The sequence below is a fragment of the Nocardiopsis sp. N85 genome (assembly GCF_028882275.1).
Lineage (GTDB): Bacteria > Actinomycetota > Actinomycetes > Streptosporangiales > Streptosporangiaceae > Nocardiopsis > Nocardiopsis lambiniae.
In genome coordinates, this window is sequence record NZ_JARBUT010000010.1 from 145,417 (window position 1) to 163,449 (window position 18,033).

General features: G+C 73.0%; 16 protein-coding genes. 6 read left to right on the forward strand and 10 right to left on the reverse strand.

The features are described 5' to 3' along the window. Positions 1 to 27 precede the first annotated feature (27 nt). The 5 genes from PWG71_RS16035 (at position 28) to PWG71_RS16055 (ending at position 5,716) form a co-directional block, all read left to right on the forward strand. Positions 28 to 567 (forward strand): TRAP transporter small permease, encoded by a 540-nt coding sequence (locus tag PWG71_RS16035; RefSeq protein WP_274810532.1) that lies wholly within the window; start codon positions 28 to 30, stop codon positions 565 to 567. Continuing rightward, positions 564 to 1,838, forward strand: coding sequence for a TRAP transporter large permease (locus PWG71_RS16040; RefSeq protein ID WP_274810533.1), 1,275 nt, complete (start codon positions 564 to 566; stop codon positions 1,836 to 1,838). Before PWG71_RS16035 ends, PWG71_RS16040 begins: the two co-directional genes overlap by 4 nt. Positions 1,839 to 1,875: 37 nt before the next feature. After that, the gene (locus PWG71_RS16045; protein WP_274810534.1) at positions 1,876 to 2,880 is read left to right on the forward strand and encodes a DctP family TRAP transporter solute-binding subunit; all 1,005 of its coding nucleotides are present in this window, start codon (positions 1,876 to 1,878) and stop codon (positions 2,878 to 2,880) included. A 68-nt stretch (positions 2,881 to 2,948) separates the two neighbouring features. Continuing rightward, entirely contained in the window at positions 2,949 to 4,835 is a 1,887-nt protein-coding gene (locus PWG71_RS16050) for a sugar phosphate isomerase/epimerase and 4-hydroxyphenylpyruvate domain-containing protein (protein ID WP_274810535.1), read from the forward strand. After that, entirely contained in the window at positions 4,832 to 5,716 is an 885-nt protein-coding gene (locus tag PWG71_RS16055) for a shikimate dehydrogenase (protein ID WP_274810536.1), read from the forward strand. Before PWG71_RS16050 ends, PWG71_RS16055 begins: the two co-directional genes overlap by 4 nt. Positions 5,717 to 5,731: 15 nt before the next feature. Here the strand turns inward: PWG71_RS16055 and PWG71_RS16060 are convergent, their stop codons facing one another. The 7 genes from PWG71_RS16060 to PWG71_RS16090 form a co-directional block, all read right to left on the reverse strand. Then, a complete protein-coding gene (locus PWG71_RS16060) occupies positions 5,732 to 6,736 on the reverse strand; it encodes a hypothetical protein (protein ID WP_274810537.1) in 1,005 nt (334 codons plus the stop codon). Positions 6,737 to 6,778: 42 nt separating this feature from the next. Further along, positions 6,779 to 7,948 carry a PP2C family protein-serine/threonine phosphatase gene (locus tag PWG71_RS16065; protein WP_274810538.1) on the reverse strand — a complete coding sequence of 390 codons (1,170 nt, stop codon included), beginning with the start codon at positions 7,946 to 7,948 and terminating at the stop codon, positions 6,779 to 6,781. 411 nt (positions 7,949 to 8,359) lie between these two features. Further along, a complete protein-coding gene (locus PWG71_RS16070; RefSeq protein ID WP_274810539.1) occupies positions 8,360 to 9,172 on the reverse strand; it encodes an ABC transporter ATP-binding protein in 813 nt (270 codons plus the stop codon). Continuing rightward, the gene (locus PWG71_RS16075; RefSeq protein ID WP_274810540.1) at positions 9,169 to 10,248 is read right to left on the reverse strand and encodes a FecCD family ABC transporter permease; all 1,080 of its coding nucleotides are present in this window, start codon (positions 10,246 to 10,248) and stop codon (positions 9,169 to 9,171) included. The genes PWG71_RS16070 and PWG71_RS16075 overlap by 4 nt, the downstream gene beginning before the upstream one ends. Beyond that, positions 10,245 to 11,288 carry a FecCD family ABC transporter permease gene (locus PWG71_RS16080; RefSeq protein ID WP_274810541.1) on the reverse strand — a complete coding sequence of 348 codons (1,044 nt, stop codon included), beginning with the start codon at positions 11,286 to 11,288 and terminating at the stop codon, positions 10,245 to 10,247. Before PWG71_RS16080 ends, PWG71_RS16075 begins: the two co-directional genes overlap by 4 nt. Continuing rightward, positions 11,285 to 12,310, reverse strand: coding sequence for an iron-siderophore ABC transporter substrate-binding protein (locus tag PWG71_RS16085; protein ID WP_274810542.1), 1,026 nt, complete (start codon positions 12,308 to 12,310; stop codon positions 11,285 to 11,287). Before PWG71_RS16085 ends, PWG71_RS16080 begins: the two co-directional genes overlap by 4 nt. A 211-nt stretch (positions 12,311 to 12,521) precedes the next feature. Then, positions 12,522 to 13,331, reverse strand: coding sequence for a helix-turn-helix domain-containing protein (locus tag PWG71_RS16090; RefSeq protein WP_274810543.1), 810 nt, complete (start codon positions 13,329 to 13,331; stop codon positions 12,522 to 12,524). A 330-nt stretch (positions 13,332 to 13,661) separates the two neighbouring features. Here PWG71_RS16090 and PWG71_RS16095 point away from each other — a divergent pair, with 330 nt between their 5' ends. Next, positions 13,662 to 14,870, forward strand: coding sequence for a cysteine desulfurase-like protein (locus PWG71_RS16095; protein WP_274810544.1), 1,209 nt, complete (start codon positions 13,662 to 13,664; stop codon positions 14,868 to 14,870). A gap of 175 nt (positions 14,871 to 15,045) precedes the next feature. Here PWG71_RS16095 and PWG71_RS16100 read toward each other — a convergent pair whose 3' ends face one another. From PWG71_RS16100 to PWG71_RS16110, 3 genes are read right to left on the reverse strand one after another with little or no spacing between them, the layout of a single operon-like run. Next, positions 15,046 to 15,678 carry an MBL fold metallo-hydrolase gene (locus PWG71_RS16100; RefSeq protein ID WP_274810545.1) on the reverse strand — a complete coding sequence of 211 codons (633 nt, stop codon included), beginning with the start codon at positions 15,676 to 15,678 and terminating at the stop codon, positions 15,046 to 15,048. After that, the gene (locus PWG71_RS16105) at positions 15,675 to 16,757 is read right to left on the reverse strand and encodes an S-(hydroxymethyl)mycothiol dehydrogenase (protein ID WP_274810546.1); all 1,083 of its coding nucleotides are present in this window, start codon (positions 16,755 to 16,757) and stop codon (positions 15,675 to 15,677) included. Before PWG71_RS16105 ends, PWG71_RS16100 begins: the two co-directional genes overlap by 4 nt. Positions 16,758 to 16,812: 55 nt before the next feature. Continuing rightward, positions 16,813 to 18,015, reverse strand: coding sequence for a cytochrome P450 (locus PWG71_RS16110; protein WP_274810547.1), 1,203 nt, complete (start codon positions 18,013 to 18,015; stop codon positions 16,813 to 16,815). Positions 18,016 to 18,033: the final 18 nt, after the last annotated feature.

The window sequence follows — 18,033 nt, forward strand, 5'->3', positions numbered from 1 at the left end:
CCCTCCCCGAACCTGAAACCGACGCGTATGACATCGATTCCGCACCCTCCCGATCCGACGACACCGCGCACCCGCCCGGCCGTCCTGCGCCGGCTGGAGAGGGCCGAGCTGACCACCGGCGCCGTCATGCTCACGGTGATCTTCGCCCTGATGCTCACCCAGGCCGTGCAACGGCACCTGCCGCTGGCCGGCTGGGTCTGGACGGGCGAACTCGCCCGCTACGGCCTCGTCTGGCTGACCTTCTCCGTCGCCGGGTACCTGGTCGGCCGGGACGAGCACATCACCCTCAAACTCGTCGACTTCTTCCTGCGCGGGTGGGCGCTGCGAGCGGTGTGGATCCTCGCCAACCTCGTCGTGGCCGCGGTGTCCGCGGGCCTCGTCGTCGAGGCCTTCGCCCTGGTCTTCGGCGGCTCGCCGCAGACCACCCCCGCCCTGGGCATCCCTCTTTCCTGGACCTACGTGATCCCCATGATCGGCCTGACCCTCGCCGGGCTGCGCGCCCTGGCCAACACCCTGCTGCCCACGCCCCCGGCGCTGGAGACCCCGCCGCGGGAGGACGACCGATGAGCGCGACCCTGGTGATCCTGGGCATCCTCCTCCTGTTGGTCCTGCGCGTACCGGTGGCCTTCGCGATCCTGGGCCCCTGCCTGCTCTACATGTCCCTCACCGACCAGTCGACCGGGCTGAGCCTGCGCACCGCCGCCCAGGAGGTCAACAGCTTCCCCCTGCTGGCCGTGCCGCTGTTCATCCTGCTCGGCGTGGTCGCCAACCACACGGGCATCGCCGACCGCATCTTCGCCTTCGCGCAGGTGCTGCTGGGCCGGGTCCGGGCGAGCCTGGGCTACGTCAACATCGGCGTCAGCCTGGGGTTCTCCTGGATCAGCGGCGCGGCCATGGCCGACGTGGCGGGCATGGGCAAGATGATGGTCCCGGCCATGACCCAACGGGGCTACCCCCGCCGGTTCACCCTCGGACTGACCGCGTCGTCGAGCCTGATCAGCCCGGTGATGCCGCCGAGCATCCCGGCGATCGTCTACGCCTCCGTCGCGGCCGTGTCCACCGCCGCGCTCTTCGCCGCCGCCGTGGTGCCCGCCCTGCTCGTGGCCGGCGGACTGGCGCTGTACGTCTTCGTCTGGAGCCGCAGGCAGCCGCAGCTGGCCGGGCGGCGCTCCGAACCGGGAGAGCTGCGCCGGGCCGCCCTGCGGGTCATCGGCCCCCTGGGAGCCCCGGTCATCCTCCTGGGCGGCATCCTCAGCGGCCTGTTCACCCCGACCGAGGCCGCCGCCGTCGGTGTCGCCTACGTCGTGGTCCTGGGGCTGTGCTACCGCCGGTTGGGCCTGCGCTCCCTGTGGGGCATCACCGTGGAGACCGCCACCACGGCCGCCTCCATCGCGCTGATCCTGGCCGCCTCGGGCCTGCTCGGCTGGGTCCTGGCCCGGGAGCGCGTCCCCCAGGACATCGCCTCGTTCCTGCTCGGCTTCACCGACAGCCCCGTGGTCTTCCTGATCATGGTGAACGTCGCCCTGATCGTCATCGGCGCGCTGCTGGAGCCCATGGCGGCCCTGGTCATCACCGTTCCGGTCCTGCTGCCCATCGCCGTGCAGTTCGGCGTGGACCCGGTCCACTTCGGGGTGATCGTCATCCTCAACCTGATGATCGGCCTGCTCACCCCGCCCATCGGCGGCGTCCTCTTCGTGCTGGGGTCGGCCACGCGCACCCCGATGCACGAGGTCTTCCGCGGCACCGCCCCGTTCCTGATCCCGATCGTGGCCGTCCTCGTCCTGCTGACGCTGGCACCCGATCTCGTCCTGTTCCTCCCCGGACTGCTGGGTCTGTGACCCCGCTCCATCCCCCACCACCGAAGGAGACCCTCGCATGAACCGCATGCTCCGCCTGCCGCTGCCCGTCCTGGTGACCGTGCTCGCCCTCACCGCCTGCTCCTCGTCCTCCGACACCGACGACGCGGCGGAGGGCACCACCCTGACCTTCTCCAACAGCTACACCGAGGACCACCCGCACACCCGCTGCGGGATCGACCTGGTCGCCGAGCGCGTGGCCGAGGCCGACGTCGACCTGACCGTCGACACCTTCCCCAACAGCCAACTCGGCAACAACACCGAGACGTTCGCCTCGGTGATGTCCGGGGACATCGACATGGACGTGCAGGGATCGGCCGCGCTCGGCGCCGCCCACGGCCCCATCGGCGTCTTCGACGCCGCCTACGCCTTCGACGACGTCGACCACATGTTCTCCTTCTTCGACTCCCCTGCCGCCGACCCGATGAAGGAGGGCTTCAGCGAGGTCACCGACGCCCACATCCTCGACGTCTGGTACTTCGGCGAGCGCCACTTCACCGCCAACGAGGCCATCCGGTCCCCCGAGGACCTGGCGGGACTGCGGATGCGCTTCCCCGACTCACCCATCTACCTCGCCAACGCCGAGGCCATGGGAGCCAACGCCACAGCCGTCGCCTTCGAAGAGGTCTACATGGCCCTCCAGCAGGGCATCGTCGACGGCCAGGAGAACCCGATCGCCACCATCGCCGCCGACAACTTCGACGAGGTCCAGTCGCACATCAGCCTCTCCGGCCACCAGATCGGCTCGCAGATGATCGTGGTCTCCGGCGCCACCTGGGACGGCCTGAGCGAGGAACAGCAGGAGGCCCTCCAGGAGGCGGTGTCCTCGGTCCGCGCGGACAACCGCGCCTGCATCGAGGAGGCCGAGGCGGAGGTCCTGGCCGACTGGGAGGCCACCGGCGCCATCGAGGTCGTCGACGACGTCGACGTGGAGACCTTCCGCGAGCAGGTCCGGGAGTACTTCATGGAGAACCTGGAGGGCGAGGAGCTGGAGCTCTACCAGAGCTTCCAGGAAGCCCGCTGACACGCAGACCGCACCATCGTCCGGGCGCGTCCCGCTCGCGCCCCCTCACGGAATCGGAGTCCGTTCACATGCGGCGTTCCATCGCCACCGTCTGCCTCAGCGGCACCCTGGAGGAGAAGCTGAGGGCGGCGAGCCGGGTCGGCTTCGACGGGGTGGAGATCTTCGAGAACGATCTCATCGCCTCCCCGCTGCGCCCCCGGGAGATCCGTTCCCTGGCCGACGACCTCGGCCTGGACATCGATCTCTACCAGCCCTTCCGCGACTTCGAGGGGGTGGACGACGCCCGGCTGGCGGAGAACGTGCGCCGCGCCGAGGCCAAGTTCGCCCTCATGGTGGAACTCGGCGTGGACACCGTCCTGGTCTGCTCCAACGCCACGGCCACCGCCATCGACGACGACGGCCGGGCCGCCGCGCAGTTGCGGCTGCTGGCCGAGACCGCCGAACCCTACGGGGTGCGGGTGGCCTACGAGGCGCTGGCCTGGGGGACGCACGTGTCCACCTACGGGCGGTCCTGGGAACTCGTCCGGCGGGCCGACCACCCCTCGCTCGGTCTGTGCCTGGACAGTTTCCACATCCTGTCGCGCGGGGACGATCCCTCGGGCATCCGCGACATCCCGGGGGACCGGCTCTTCTTCCTCCAGCTCGCCGACGCGCCCCGGATGAGCATGGACGTCCTCCAGTGGAGCCGGCACCACCGCTGTTTCCCCGGCCAGGGCGGGTTCGACCTGGTGGCGTTCACGGAACACGTGCTCGCCGCCGGCTACGGCGGTCCGCTGTCCCTGGAGGTCTTCAACGACGTCTTCCGGGCGGCCGACCCCGAGCGGACCGCCGCCGACGCGCTGCGTTCGCTCACCGTGCTGGAGGACTCCCTCGCCCGCCGGGGCGAGGGGGTCCCCGGCGGGCGTGCCGCCGTGACGCTCGCCCGCCTGCCCGACCCGGTGCCGCCGCGCGGGTTCGGGTTCGTGGAGGTGGCCGCCACGCAGGAGACGGCGGTACGTGTCCGCTCCGTGCTCTCCGCGCTGGGGTTCGCGCACGTCCGGGACCACCGTTCCAAGCCCGTACAACTGTGGGAGCACGGGCGCGCCCGGATCCTGCTCAACGCGACCGACCCCCGGCTCGGACACACCTGGGACTCCGCTGCGGCCATCACCGCGCTGGGCGTGGACCTGGACGACCCCGAACGGGTCGGGGACCGGGCCGAGCTGCTGTGCGCACCGGCGCTGACCCGCCGGCGGGACCGGGCCGAGACCCCGCTGCGGGCCGTGGCCGCGCCGGACGGCACCGCCGTCTTCCTCTGCCCGGTCGGCGAGGGGGGCGAGGACCCGTGGCTGGCGGACTTCTCGGCGCCCGCCGTCGAGGACGTCCGTCCGGGCGGCGACACCCCCGTCACCGGCATCGACCACGTCGGGCTGCACCAGCCCTTCGACCACTTCGACGAGGCGTCGCTGTTCTACTCCGCCCTGTTGGGGTTGACCGCCGGTGAGAGCACCGACCTGGCCTCCCCCGACGGGCTGGTGCGCAGCCGGGCGCTGTCCCTGCCCTCCCCGGACGAGGGGCCGCGCATCGCCCTCAACGTCTCCGTCATCGGGGACGGTCCTCACCCGGACCCCGCCCAGGGCGTCCAGCACATCGCCCTGGCCTGCGACGACATCATCGCCGTGGCGGAGGCGGCGGTGGCGGCCGGGCTGCCCCTGATGCCCGTTCCGGACAACTACCACGACGACCTGGCGGCACGCACCGACCTGCCGCCGCACCGAAGAGAACAGGTGAGACGGCTCGACATCCTCCACGACCACGATCCCGACGGCGGGGGTGGGTTCCTCCACTTCTTCACCCCCCTGCTCGACGGTCACCTCTTCTTCGAGGTGGTGCAGCGCGTCGACGGATATCAGGGGTACGGGGCCCGGAACACGCCGGTGCGCATGACCGTCCACCGGACGGGGCGGGCCGCGTGAGGGGCACGACGGAGACGGATCGTCAGGGGCGTTCCTTCCTGGTCGGGTTGATCGGTTCGGGCATCGGCCCCTCCCTGACCCCGCCGATGCACGAACGCGAGGCGGACCGGCTGGGACGACGGCTGGTGTACCGGACGATCGACATCGACGTGTGGGGGCTGCCCCCCGAGTCCGTGGGGGAACTCGTCCGGTCGGCGCCGCGGTACGGCTTCGACGGCCTCAACATCACCCACCCGTGCAAACAGGCCGTCCTGCCCCACCTGGACGGGCTCACCCCCGACGCGGCGGCGCTGGGCGCGGTCAACACGGTGGTCTTCGAGGGGGACTCGGCCATCGGTCACAACACCGACTGGTCGGGGTTCCTGGAGGCCTTCGAGATCGGCCTGCCCGACGCGGCCCGGGAGCGGGTGGTCCTGCTGGGGGCCGGCGGGGCGGGGGCCGCGGTGGCCCACGCCCTGCTCACCTCGGGCACCGGGGATCTGGTGATCGTGGATCCGGAGGTGGACCGGGCGGACGCCCTGGCGCGCGCCCTGATCGCGCGGTTCCCCGGTCGGTCCTGTCGCGCGGCCCCTCCCGGGGACGTGGCGGCGCACGTGTCCCGGGCCGACGGTCTGGTGAACGCGACCCCGATCGGCATGGCCCACCATCCGGGTCTGCCGTTGCCGGCCGCGTTGCTGCGGCCTCCCCTGTGGGTGGCCGACATCGTCTACCGGCCCCTGCGCACGGCCCTGCTCGACGAGGCCGAGCGGCGCGGTTGCGCCACCCTGTCCGGTGGCGGCATGGCCGTGTTCCAGGCGGTGCGGGCCTTCGAGCTGATCACCGGGCTCGCCCCGGACAGCGATCGCATGAGGGCCCACTTCGCAGACCTCGCCGCCGGCTGACGGCCCCGGGGCCCCTCAGCCCGCCGAGGGGTCCCGGCGGGTCCCGGCGGGGTCGAGGACGTCCACGAACCGCCTTCGGACGTCGTCCAGGTCGGGCGACTCCACGAGGACGGCGAACGCGTTCTCCCGCTCCCCCGCCCGTTCCAGCAGGTAGCGGCCTTCGACCTCCCGGACCCGGTAGCGCTCCTCGGAGAACCCGAAGGTGACGCAGCGGCCGGACCCGAACCGCTGCGCGTCCAGGTGGCGTTCCCCGGCGAGCCGCAGGATCTCGGGGGTGACCAGGTCCAGGGCCGCGGCCTCCGCCAGGACGTCCAGCAGGGGTTCGCCGCGTTCGGCCCCGTAGGCCCGCGCGATCTCCTCGAACCCGGCCCCCGCCAGCCGCCGGGCCCGTTCCTCCCCCGACGTCCCGCGCGCGAACCCGACCAGGGGCAGGCCTCGGCGTCGCGGGGCGTCGCGGTCGCCGATCACCGACATGAGCACCCGGCAGGCGTCCTCCCACACCTCGGTGGTGTGGAAGGGCACTCCGACGGTCGGCGGCAGGTTCGACCGCCGCCGCAGCACGTACCGGTCCCCGACCCGGCTCAGACGGTGGGACTCCGACCCCCGCGAGGCGACGAACGGGTTCCCGAACAGGGTCCGGGTCGGCGCCCCTCCGCAGGACCGGATCCACCCGGCGACGGCCTCGGGGAGTGCGTCGAAGGCGATGTCGCGCACGCCCTCGGGGGCGTCGGGCCCGGACAGGATCTCCCAGAGGTGGGCGCACGCCTCCTCCTCGGTGCGGAACCCGGCGGGCTCGGGGCCCGTCGTGTCACGGGCGAAGCGGACGGGGCGGGTGAGGTCGCGGACGGTCACCACGTAGCGGTGTTCGCCCAGGTGGTAGAGGTTCCACGCGCCCCGGCAGTACCCGCCGCGCCTCGCGGACGGCCCGGTGGGGCGGAAGGGGTCGTGGCGGCCGTCGTAGGCGAGGTGGGCGTCGTGACCGGCTTCGCGCAGCCGGCGCTGGAGTTCGAGGAAGTCCACGAGGCCAGTGTCCCAGGGGGCGCGCCCGGGGGCGGGACCCGGTCAGCCGTGCCATTCGCAGAAGAGCACCGTGGCGTCGTCGTTGAGCCTGTCGTGGTGGTACCCCAGCACCGCGTGCATCAGGCGTCGCAGCGTCTCGGGGACCGGCATGTTGTCGACCTGGTGGCGGATGATGAAGTCCGCGAACCGGTCCACGCCGAACTCGTGCCCCAGGGAGTCGCGGGCCTCGATGATGCCGTCGGTGTACAGCAGCAGCCGGTCCCCCGGCTGGAGCGGTTCACAGCACACCGTCACCGGTAGGCCCAGGTCCATCCCCAGCGGGTGGGAGGGCTCGCACTCCAGTTCGCGGACCTGCCCGCCGCGGATGAGGATGGGCGGCAAGTGCCCGCAGTTGACCCAGTTCATCTCGCCGGTGACCAGGTTCAGCTCGGCCAGGATCGCGGTGGCGAAGCGGGTGCGGACGAACTCCTGGATCAGGGTGCCCTCCACCCCCTGGTGGATGTGGGAGAGCGGGGTGCCCTTGCGGCGTTCGTTGCGAAAGGCCCCCACCGCCAGGTTCGCGATGAGCCCGGCGGCGTTGTCGTGGCCCATGGCGTCGAAGATCGCCAGGTGGGCGGTGTCCCCGACGAGGGCGTAGTCGAAGGAGTCCCCGGCGTTGTCGTAGGCCGGTTCGGTGGCGGCGGAGATCGTCACCCGGGCGTCGGCGAAGGTGCCCGGGGGCATGAGCGTCCACTGCATCTCGGCCGACACCGACATGGGCTTGGTGCGGATCAGCCGGGCGTAGGCGTCGCTGTTGGAGCGTTTGGCGATGACGAGGAGCCCGACCAGGGAGGCCAGGTCCCGCATCGCCGAGCGGTCGGGGTCTCCCGGGAAGCACACGTGCAGCACGCCCAGCCGTTCGGCGCCCTCCAGGATCGGCACCCAGTAGCGCCCCTCCCTCTCCTCCCGGACGGTCACGCCCGTGACGTAGGCCTGCCCGGCCGGGGAGCCGTCCACCGGCAGGTCCCGGCCGCCCCGGCGGGCGTCGTCGCCCTCCCCGGTGACCTCGCGCAGGACCTGCTGTTGGTGGTCGGCGAGGTAGAAGCGGGCCTGGGAGAGGCCGGCGAAGTCGGCCTTCTTGGCCACCAGCGCCGGAAGCTCCTCGAAGGTGGCCAGGTGCCCGGCGCGGACCAGGGAGACCATCAACTCGTTGGACGTGTGCTGTACGGGCATCGCGACACCCCGGGATCCGGTGCGGAGGCCGTCCGTCCCGAGAACGCCCGCCCGCCACGCCATGTCGGCCGAAAGGTACATCTTCGCACGCCGGAGCCGGTCCGCACAGGATCCACCCGTCCCGGACCTTCGTGAGGCCGTGCCGGTCGGCCCTTCCGCCCCGGCGCGGAGAGGCCGGGAGGACCGCGTCCCGCCCCCGGGAACGGGCCGATCCGCCGGCGCGCGGGACCCGGGGCGCCGGCGCGGCCGGCGTTCGCCGCCGTCGTGCCGTGCGGTGCGGTGCCGGCCGGCGTGTCGCGGGACGGGGCCGCGCGCCGTCGCCGCCCTCGGGATCGACGCCGAGCACCGGAGAACGACCCCCCGTGCCCGACGACGCTTCGGATCCGGCGGCGGGGAGGGCTGGGCCCGGGGTCAGGCGGCCGGGGCCGTGTCGTGGTGACGGCCGATGGGCAGCATGAGCGGCCTGCCCGACACCGGGTCGGTGATGATCCGGCTGCGCAGCCCGAACACCGCCTCCACCGTCTCGGGTGTGAGCACCCGCGCGGGGTCCCCCTCCGCGTGCAGGCGTCCGTCCGCCAGGGCGATGAGGTGGTCGGCGTAGCGGGCCGCGAGGTTGAGGTCGTGCAGGACCATCACGATCGTCGTGCCGAGCGTCCGGTTGAGGTCGGTGAGCAGGTCCAGCACCTCCACCTGGTGACTGACGTCCAGGAACGTCGTCGGCTCGTCGAGCAGCAGCAGGTCGGTGCGCTGGGCCAGCGCCATCGCGATCCACACCCGCTGACGCTGCCCGCCCGAGAGTTCGTCGACGGACCGGTCGGCCAACTCCAGCGTCCCCGTCGCCTCCAGCGCGGCGGCCACCGCCTCGTCGTCCTCCCGGCTCCACCGCGCGAACCTCCCCTGGTGGGGATGGCGGCCACGGCCCACCAGGTCGCTCACGGCGATCCCCTCCGGGGCGATCGGGGACTGCGGCAGCAGGCCGAGCGTGCGGGCGACCTCCTTGGACGGCATCCGGTGGACCCGCTTCCCGTCCAGCAGCACGTGTCCGGCCCGGGGCGACAGCAGCCGCGACATGGCGCGCAGCAGCGTCGACTTGCCGCAGGCGTTGGCCCCGACGATCGCGGTGATCCGCCCCGGCGGCACGGTCAGGTCCAGGGACTCGATGACGACACGGTCCTGGTAGCCGAGGGTGAGGCCCTCGACGAGGAGTGAGTGGGCCGTGGTCACAGGGAGCCTCCCGCGCGGTGGGTTCGGACGATCAGGTAGACGAGGTAGGGGGCGCCGAGCACCCCGGTGACGACCCCGACGGGGTAGCGGACGCCGAACAGGAACTGGCCGGCGAAGTCCGCCACCAGCACCAGCAGCGCCCCCACCAGCGCGGCGGGGACGAGCAGGGAGCCGCCCGGTCCCACCAGGCGCGCCGCGATCGGCCCGGACAGGAACGCCACGAACGCGATCGGGCCCGCGGCGGCGGTCGCGAACGCGATGAGTCCCACGGCGGTGACGATGAGGACCAGTCGGGTGCGGTCCACGCGCACGCCGAGCGCCGAGGCGGTGTCGTCGCCCAAGCGGAGCGTTTCGAGGTCGCCGGCGCGGGAGAGCAGCACCGGGGCGAGCACGGCCACCGCGATCACCACGGGGACGACCTCGTCCCAGGTGGTGCCGTTGAGGCTGCCGGTCAGCCAGCGCAGCGCCTCCTGGAGGTCCCATTCGGCGGCCCGGTCCAGGATGTGGGCGGTGACGCTTTCGAGCATGGCCGCGATACCGATGCCGATGAGGACGAGCCGGCCGCCCGACACCCCGTTCCGGTACGCCAGCAGGTACACGAGCACGGCCACGGCCAGGCCCACGACGATGGCGAAGACCGACACCCCGGCGCCTTCGAGGGAGAGCACCACGATCGCGAACGTGGCCGCGGCACCCGCCCCCGCGCTGATACCGATGATGTCGGGGCTGGCCAGCGGGTTGCGGAGCATGGTCTGGAAGGTGACGCCGCCCAGGCCGAAGCACAGGCCCGCCACCACCGCCAGCGCCGCCCGGGGCAGCCGCAGCCGTCCGACGGTGAACGACGCCCCGGGCACGTCCTGGCCCAGGACGACCCGGACGACGTCGGCGGGCGGGTGGAAGGTCCGCCCGAACATCAGGGTCACGGCGAAGGCCGCGACGATCAGGACGCTCAGCACGACGACGACGGCGAGCCGCCGTCGGCCCCTGCGGTGCCGCCCCCGGGAGACGGTGTCGACGGCCCCGGCGGCCGGAACGGCCGGTGGGGTCTGCGTGGTCTTGGTGACGGAACCGCTCACAGTGCACGGACCTTGTGTCGGCGGACGATGAAGATGAAGAACGGGGCGCCGATGAGGGCGGTCACGATGCCGACGGCGACCTCCGAGGGGCGGGCCGCGATACGGCCGATCACGTCGGCGGCCGTCAGCAGGGCCGCGCCGCCCAGCGCCGAGAAGGGCAGCAGCAGGCGGTGGTCGGTGCCGATGAGCATCCGGAACAGGTGGGGGACCACGAGTCCGACGAACGCGATGGGGCCGGTGACGGCGGTGGTCGCCCCGCACAGCACGACGGCGCCCAGGGAGGCCCCGGCCCGGGCGGTGGCCACCCGGGTGCCCAGCCCGGCGGCGAGTTCGTCGCCCAGGGCGAGCAGGTCCAGTCCCCGGGCGGAGAGCAGGCACAGGAGGCCGCCGACGACCAGGAACGGCAGGACGTGGGAGAGGGAGTCGAACGTCCCGCCGCCGACGCCGCCGATCTGCCAGGAGCGGGCCCCGTCGGCGATGTCGTTGCGCCCCAGGATGACGGCGCTGACGAACGAGGCCAGCGCGGCCGAGGTGGCCGCTCCGGCGAGCGCGAGTTTGAGGGGGGTGGCGCCGCCCGTTCCCAGGGAACCGATGACGTACACCGACACGGCGGTGACACCGGCCCCGGCGATCGCGACCCAGATGAAGGAGGTGGGCGAGGCCAGTCCGAAGTAGGCGATCCCGGTGACGACGGCGAGGGATGCGCCCATGTTGACGCCCAGGATGCCGGGGTCGGCCAGCGGGTTGCGGGTCACGCCCTGCATGACGGCGCCGGCCAGCCCCAGGGCCGCCCCGGCGAGCACGGCGAGCAGGGTGCGCGGGACGCGCTTGGCGACGGCGGCCCGGTCGAAGCCCTCGGTGTCGCCGCCCAGTGCGGCGACGATGTCGGGCCAGGCGACGACGCGCGAGCCCACGGCGACCGAGGCGAGCATGAGCGCCAGGAGCACGACCAGGAGGAGCAGCAGCCACAGGGCCTTGGCGCGCCTGGGGCGCCGCACGATGGCGACGCCCGAGGCGGTGGAGGTGTCGTGCACGGTCACTCGGCCTTGTCGGCGGCCTCGGCCAGGAGCGACAGGTAGTCGTCGAGGACCCACGGGATCGCCAGCGGGGTCGGGTTGGCGGCGGTGCCCAGCGGGTCGCTGCCGGGCAGGGCGACGATCGCGCCGTTCTCGACGGCGGGCATCTGGGACAGCAGCGGGTCGCCCTCCAGCGCCTCGACGAGTTCGTCGCCGCCGTAGGTGACGATGATGTCGACGTCGGAGAAGGCGTCGGCCTGTTCGGCGCTGTGCGTCAGGGAGAACGCGTCGGTCTCGGCGGAGGCGGCGGCGACGCTCTCGGGGGTGAGCAGGCCCAGGTCCTCGAAGAACAGGGCGCGGGTGTCGTGGGTGGTGTAGAAACTGACCTGGCTCAGGTCGGTGGTGTCGACGTGGGTCAGGAACATCACCGAGCGGTCTTGGAGCACGGGGTGCTCGGCGGCGGACGCGGCGATCTCCCGCTCCAGCTCGGTGATGAGCGCCTCGCCCTCCTCGGCCATGCCCATGGCCTGACTGTTGAGCGTGATCATGTCCTGCCAGGGGGTGCCCCAGGCGGTCTCGGGGTAGGCGACGACGGGGGCGATCTCGCCGAGGGTGTCGTAGTCCTCCTGTGTGAGCCCGGAGTAGGCGGCGAGGATGACGTCGGGGGCGGTGTCGGCGACGGCCTCGAAGTCGATGCCGTCGGTCTCGTCGAACAGCACGGGGGGCTCGGCGTCGAGCTCTTCGAGCCTCTCGGCGACCCAGGGCAGGAGGCCGTCGCCGTCGTCGTCGCCGAAGTCGGCGGCGGCCATGCCGACCGGCACGACCCCCAGGGCCAGCGGGACCTCGTGGTTGGCCCAGTTGACGGTGGCGACCCGCTCGGGCCGGGAGTCGATGACGGTGCTGCCCAGGGCGTGCTCGATGGTGACGGGGGTCCAGTCCCCGGAGCCCTCGCCCTCCTGCGCGGTGGGGGACGACGAGCAGGCGGCGAGCCCGACGGTGAGCAGCGCGGCCGCGGCGACGGCGACGGGCGTGGGAACGCGGGACATGGGGTCCTTCCGGTCAGGGGACTGCGGCGGCGGCGCTGGGAGCGTCGGGGCCGGACTCTCGCGTCGGCGGCGCGTGCCGAGGGACCGCACGGGGCGCGACCACGAGAGATAAGGGTTGCCTAACCAAAGTTAGGGTGCATTCACCTGGCGCGCAATCGCGCAGATCCGACACCCTTTGTCGCGAAACGGACAGCGGATGTCCGGATCGCCGTCACCGCGCCCGGAACCGCCCCGGACTCGTCCCCGTGATCCGCCGGAAAGCCGTGCCGAACGCGCTCACCGAGTGATAACCGACACACGCGGCCACCTCTTCGATGTCCTCACCGTGCGCCAGCAGCGTGATCGCGTGCCGCACCCGCGCCGTGGCCACCCACCGGCTGAACCCCAGGCCGGTCTCGGCCCGGAACGCCCGCGTGACGGTGCGGCCGCTCACCCCCAACCGCGCCGCCCACGCCGCCAACGTCGTGGTGTCGGCCGGATCCTCCAGCACGGCCGACACGATGGGCGCCAGCAGCGGCGACTCGGGGATCCGCAACAGGATCTCGTTGCGGGCCGGTGTGATCAGGTCCAGGACCATCGCCTCCGTCCGGGCCCGCTCGTCCGCGCCGAGTTCCTCGCCGTCGAGCCTGCCCAGCAACAACCGCAGCAGCGGGGTGACCTCCACCGCGACCGGCCGGTCCGCGATCGAGGGCACCGCGTGCACCCCGAACTGCGCCGCCCGGTGCCAGGTCCCGGCGGGTGTCCACCCGCAGTGGCGCACCCCGGCGGGGATCCACAGACCCACCGTGGACGTGATGGTCCACACCCGCGGACCGATCGTCGCCGACGAGGCGCCGCGCTCGTTCCACAGCAGCTCGTGGGTGGGATGGGAGTGCTCCTCCCAGAAGGTGTCCCGGGCGATGACCTCCTCGGTCCCCCACACGACGAACGGCACGGCGATCTCACCGGCCTCGTAGGAGGGCAACCGGCGGTTGTCGAACGCCCGTTCCCGGGCACCGGCAAGGGCATCTCGTCTGACCACGTCGTTCAGGGTATGCGCCGTCCTTCCGACCCTCACCGGCCGGTGGTGCCGAAGAGCACGGCGGGCCCGGGGAGCGGAGGAAGGGATCGGCTCCGGCGTGAGCGGTGGCGGGCCCCTCGGCCCCGACCGGGGCAGGACCGGATCCGGCTCGTCCGCGACCCGGAGCACGACGGGCCCCCTGCGGTCGCCGGGGCCGAGGGCGGTCGGGCGCACGGCCTCCACGAAGGCTCCTCCGAGTGCGAGGACTTCCGTTCCTCACCGCCGAAGGGATACACCTGTACGGGGCCGCCGCACGACGGCGGGCCCGCACGCACTCGACGGAGGAGCCCCATGACGGCGTTCGACCTCACCGCGTTCCGCGCGCGATTCCCCTCCCTGGCCTCGGGGATCGCCCACTTCGACGGCCCCGGGGGCACCCAGACCCCCGCCCGGGTCGGGGAGGCGATCGCCCGGACCCTCACCGGCCCCCTCTCCATCCGGGGCGCGTCGGTGGCCTCGGAGGCCAACGCCGAGGCCGCCGTCGGGGCGTTCCGCCGGGCCTACGCCGACCTCCTGGGGTGCGCTCCCGAGGGGATCGTGTACGGACGCAGTGCCACCCAGCTCACCTACGACTTCTCCCGGCACCTGTCCCAGGGCTGGGGCCCCGGCGACGAGGTCGTCGTCACCCGCCTGGACCACGACTCCAACGTCCGCCCCTGGGTGCAGGCCGCCGAGCGCGCGGGCGCGACGGTGCGCTGGATCGACTTCGACCCGCTCACCGCCGAGCCCGACCTGTCCGACCTGAACGGCGTGGTCAACGGCCGGACCCGCCTGGTCGCCGTCGGGGCCGCCTCCAACCTGCTGGGCACCCGGTTCCCGGTGCGCGTCGTCGCCGACCGCGCCCACGCCGTGGGCGCCCTCGTGTACGTCGACGGGGTCCACCACGCCGCCCACGCGGTCGTGGACGTGCGGGAGCTGGGCGCCGACTTCTACGTGTGCTCCCCCTACAAGTTCCTCGGCCCGCACTGCGCCGTCCTGGCCGCCGACCCCGCCCTGCTGGCGACCATCACCCCCGACAAGCTGGTGCCCTCCCCCGACACCGTTCCCGAGCGGTTCGAGTACGGCACCCTGCCCTACGAGATCATGGCCGGCGCCACCGAGGCCCTTGACCTCACCGCCGAACTCGCCCCCGCCGGCGCCGACCGGCGCTCCCGTCTGGCCGCCGCCCGCACCCTGGTGGAAGAGCACGAGCAGGCGCTGCGCGGCAAGGTGGAGGCGGCGCTGGCCGAGCTGGGGGACGACGTGGTCGCGCACTCACGGGCCGCCGAACGCACCCCCACGCTGTTCATGACCTTCCCCGGACGCCGCAGCGCCGACGTCTCACGATTCCTCGCCGAACGCGACGTCCTCGCACCGGCGGGGAGCTTCTACGCCCATGAGGCGTTCGCCCGCCTGGGCGTCGACGACACCGCCGGGCTGCGCGTGGGCATGGCGCCCTACACGAGCGAGGACGACGTCGACCGCCTGCTGACCGGCCTCACCGACGCCCTGCGCGTCTGAGGTCCCGTGCCGTGAACGCCCTCCCGTGCCGCGGGGACGGCGAGGACGCCCCCCGGGGGCGCGGGCCCGGAGCGAACGTCCGGGGAACGAGGACGTCGACGCAGCCGCCGAAGCTCCCCGCCCCCGGGCGGCCTCGCACCGACCGGAGCACAGCGGAGGTTCGCGAAAACCCGGTCTAGTGGCCGCGGGCGATCCATTCCTGGAGGTGGGGAGCCTCGTCGCCGATGGTGGTGGACGGGCCGTGGCCGGTGTGCACGGCCGTGCCGGGCGGCAGACCGAGCAGCCGGTCCCGGATGGAACCGATGATGGTCGGGAAATCGGAGAAGGATCGTCCGGTGGCCCCGGGCCCGCCCTGGAACAGGGTGTCGCCGGAGAACACCGCGGCCAGGTCGGGCGCGTACAGGCAGACCGCGCCGGGACTGTGCCCCGGCGTGTGCAGCACCGTCAGCTCCGTGCCGGCCACCGCCAGCCGTTGTCCGTCACGGAGTTCCCCGTCCGGTCGGGTGTCGGGGTGCCGCGCCCGCCACAGCATCAGGTCGTCGGCGTGCAGGAGGACCGGCGCCCCGGTCCGGGCGGCCAGGTCGGGAGCCGCGTCGATGTGGTCGTCGTGGCCGTGGGTGGACACGATCGCCGACACCCGCCGACCGTTCACCGCGGCCAGGATCGCGTCGGCGTCGTGCGCCGCGTCGATGACGATCACCTCGGCGTCGTCCCCGACGATCCAGACGTTGTTGTCGACCTCCCAGCTCCCGCCGTCCAGGGTGAACAGGCCCGAGGTGACCACGTGGTCGATGCGCGCCCCGCTCACAGGACCACCACCGAACGCAGCACGTCGCCGTCGCGCATGGTGGCGAAGGCCTCCTCCACCCCGTCGAGCGGGATGGTCTCGGAGACGAACGCCCCCAGGTCCAGGCGTCCCTGGAGGTACAGGTCGATGAGCATCGGGAAGTCCCGCGAGGGCAGGCAGTCGCCGTACCAGGAGGACTTCAGCGAGCCCCCGCGCCCGAACACGTCCGCGAGCGGCAGTGAGAGGCGCGCGTCGGGGGCCGGCACGCCGACCAGGACCACGGTCCCGGCCAGGTCCCGGGCCTGGAACGCCTGCTCGTAGGTGGCGGGGGTGCCCACGGCGTCGATGACCACGTCGGCCCCGTGTCCGCCGGTGAGGTCGCGCACGGCGGCCACCGGGTCGGTGGTCGCGGCGTTGACGGTGTGCGTCGCGCCCAGTTCCCGGGCCTTGGCGAGCTTGCGCTCGTCGAGGTCGACGGCGACGATCGTGGTGGCCCCGGCCGTCCTCGACCCGAGCACGGCGGCGCTCCCCACACCCCCGCAGCCGATCACGGCGACCGAGTCGCCCCGGCCCACGCCCCCGGTGTTGACGGCGGCGCCCAGTCCGGCCATCACACCGCAGCCGAGGAGTCCGGCGACCTCGGGTTCGGCGGCGGGGTCGACCCTGGTGCACTGTCCGGCGGCGACGAGGGTCTTGTCGGCGAAGGCGCCGATCCCCAGGGCCGGGGAGAGTTCGGTGCCGTCCTCCAGGGTCATGCGCTGTGTCGCGTTGTGGGTGTCGAAGCAGTACCAGGGGCGTCCGCGCAGGCAGGCCCGGCAGCGGCCGCACACGGCACGCCAGTTGAGGACGACGAAGTCGCCCGGTCCCACCTCGGTCACCCCGGAGCCGACCGACTCCACGATCCCGGCGGCCTCGTGGCCGAGCAGGTAGGGGAACTCGTCGCCGATCCCGCCCTGGCGGTAGTGCAGGTCGGTGTGGCACACACCGCAGGCCTGCACCTTCACCACGGCCTCTCCGGGGCCGGGGTCGGGGATGACGATGGTCTCGACGGAGACCGGTGCCCCCTCGGCTCGGGCGATGACGCCGCGTACGTGCTGCATCGTTGTCCTTCCTGTGGCGTTCACGGCCCGCGGGGCGGGCCCGGACGGCGGTCGTTCAGACGGTGCGGACGCGCACCGGCATCGAGGACCAGGCACGCAGGGTGTTGTTGAGGTGGCGGACGGGCGTGTCCGCGAGTTCGATGTGCTCGACGCGCTCGGCCAGGGCGGTGAGCAGCGACTCGGCCTCCAACCGGGCGACGTGTTGGCCCACGCACTGATGCAGCCCCATGCCGAACCCTACGTGGGCGGAGGGGTCGCGTGTGAGATCGAAGGAGTCGGGGTCGGTCCAGTGTCGCGGGTCGCGGTTGGCGGCGCCCAGGAACATCAGGATCTTGCCGCCCTCGGGGATCGTCGTGCCCGCGATCTCGACGTCGCGGGTGGCCGTGCGGAAGAAGGTCTGCACCGGGGACTCCCAGCGCACCGCCTCGTCGAAGGCGACCCGCGCCAGGCGGGGGTCCTCACGCAGGCGCCGCCACTGCTCGGGGTGGGTGGCGAAGGCGTACAGGACGGCGGCCAGCCCGTGGACGGTCGTGTCCACCCCGGCGGTGAGGAGGGAGCGCACGATCAGGGGCGCCTGCCTCTCGGTGATGTCGCCCCGGTCGGCGGCCTCCCAGATCGCGGCTCCGAACCCGCCGGGCGCCAACCGTTCCCGGGCGCACTGCGCCTCGACCCACGCCGAGAGTTCGGCGACCCGGGGGGCTCCCTTGTCCACCAGCGCGTTCCGCGGGCCGAAGGCGTTGAAGGCGTGGTCGCCGTAGGGCAGGAGGTTCTCCCGCCCTTCCCGGCCCAGACCCACCGCGTCGGGGAAGACGCGCAGGGGGAAGGCCTGGGCGAGTCCGGTGACGGCGTCGAAGGAGGTGCGGCCCAGCACGCGGTCGACGAGTTCCCGGGCCTCCTCGGCCCAGGCCTCGCGCAGGCGGCGCAGCCGGGGTGGTCCCACGACCCGGGACAGCACGGTCCGAGGGGCGTCGTGCAGCGGTGGGTCGGCCTCCAGCAGCAGGCTCGGCGGACGCCAGGGCTTCTCATGGCGGAAGTTCGCCAGGCCCACCCCCGCCGCCGACTGGAAGGTCTGCCAGTCGGTCAGGGCGGCGTGGACGTGCTCGTACCGGGCCAGCGCGTGGACGCCGTAGCGGTCCAGACGCACCACGGGTCCGGCATCGCGCAGGCGCTCCTGCAACGGGAGGGGGTCCTCCAGGGTCTCCGGTGCGAAGGGGTCGACGTCCGGGTGGACGAGTGGGGAGGTGTCGGTCACGGCCATGTCGGCTCCTCGGGCGGC

Bases quoted from the DNA above. Each gene is read 5' to 3' on its own strand.
- PWG71_RS16035 (WP_274810532.1), top strand. From the start codon at position 28: ATGACATCGATTCCGCACCCTCCCGATCCGACGACACCGCGCACCCGC.
- PWG71_RS16040 (WP_274810533.1), top strand. From the start codon at position 564: ATGAGCGCGACCCTGGTGATCCTGGGCATCCTCCTCCTGTTGGTCCTG.
- PWG71_RS16045 (WP_274810534.1), top strand. From the start codon at position 1,876: ATGAACCGCATGCTCCGCCTGCCGCTGCCCGTCCTGGTGACCGTGCTC.
- PWG71_RS16050 (WP_274810535.1), top strand. From the start codon at position 2,949: ATGCGGCGTTCCATCGCCACCGTCTGCCTCAGCGGCACCCTGGAGGAG.
- PWG71_RS16065 (WP_274810538.1), bottom strand. From the start codon at position 7,948: ATGCCCGTACAGCACACGTCCAACGAGTTGATGGTCTCCCTGGTCCGC.
- PWG71_RS16085 (WP_274810542.1), bottom strand. From the start codon at position 12,310: ATGTCCCGCGTTCCCACGCCCGTCGCCGTCGCCGCGGCCGCGCTGCTC.
- PWG71_RS16095 (WP_274810544.1), top strand. From the start codon at position 13,662: ATGACGGCGTTCGACCTCACCGCGTTCCGCGCGCGATTCCCCTCCCTG.
- PWG71_RS16105 (WP_274810546.1), bottom strand. From the start codon at position 16,757: ATGCAGCACGTACGCGGCGTCATCGCCCGAGCCGAGGGGGCACCGGTC.
- PWG71_RS16110 (WP_274810547.1), bottom strand. From the start codon at position 18,015: ATGGCCGTGACCGACACCTCCCCACTCGTCCACCCGGACGTCGACCCC.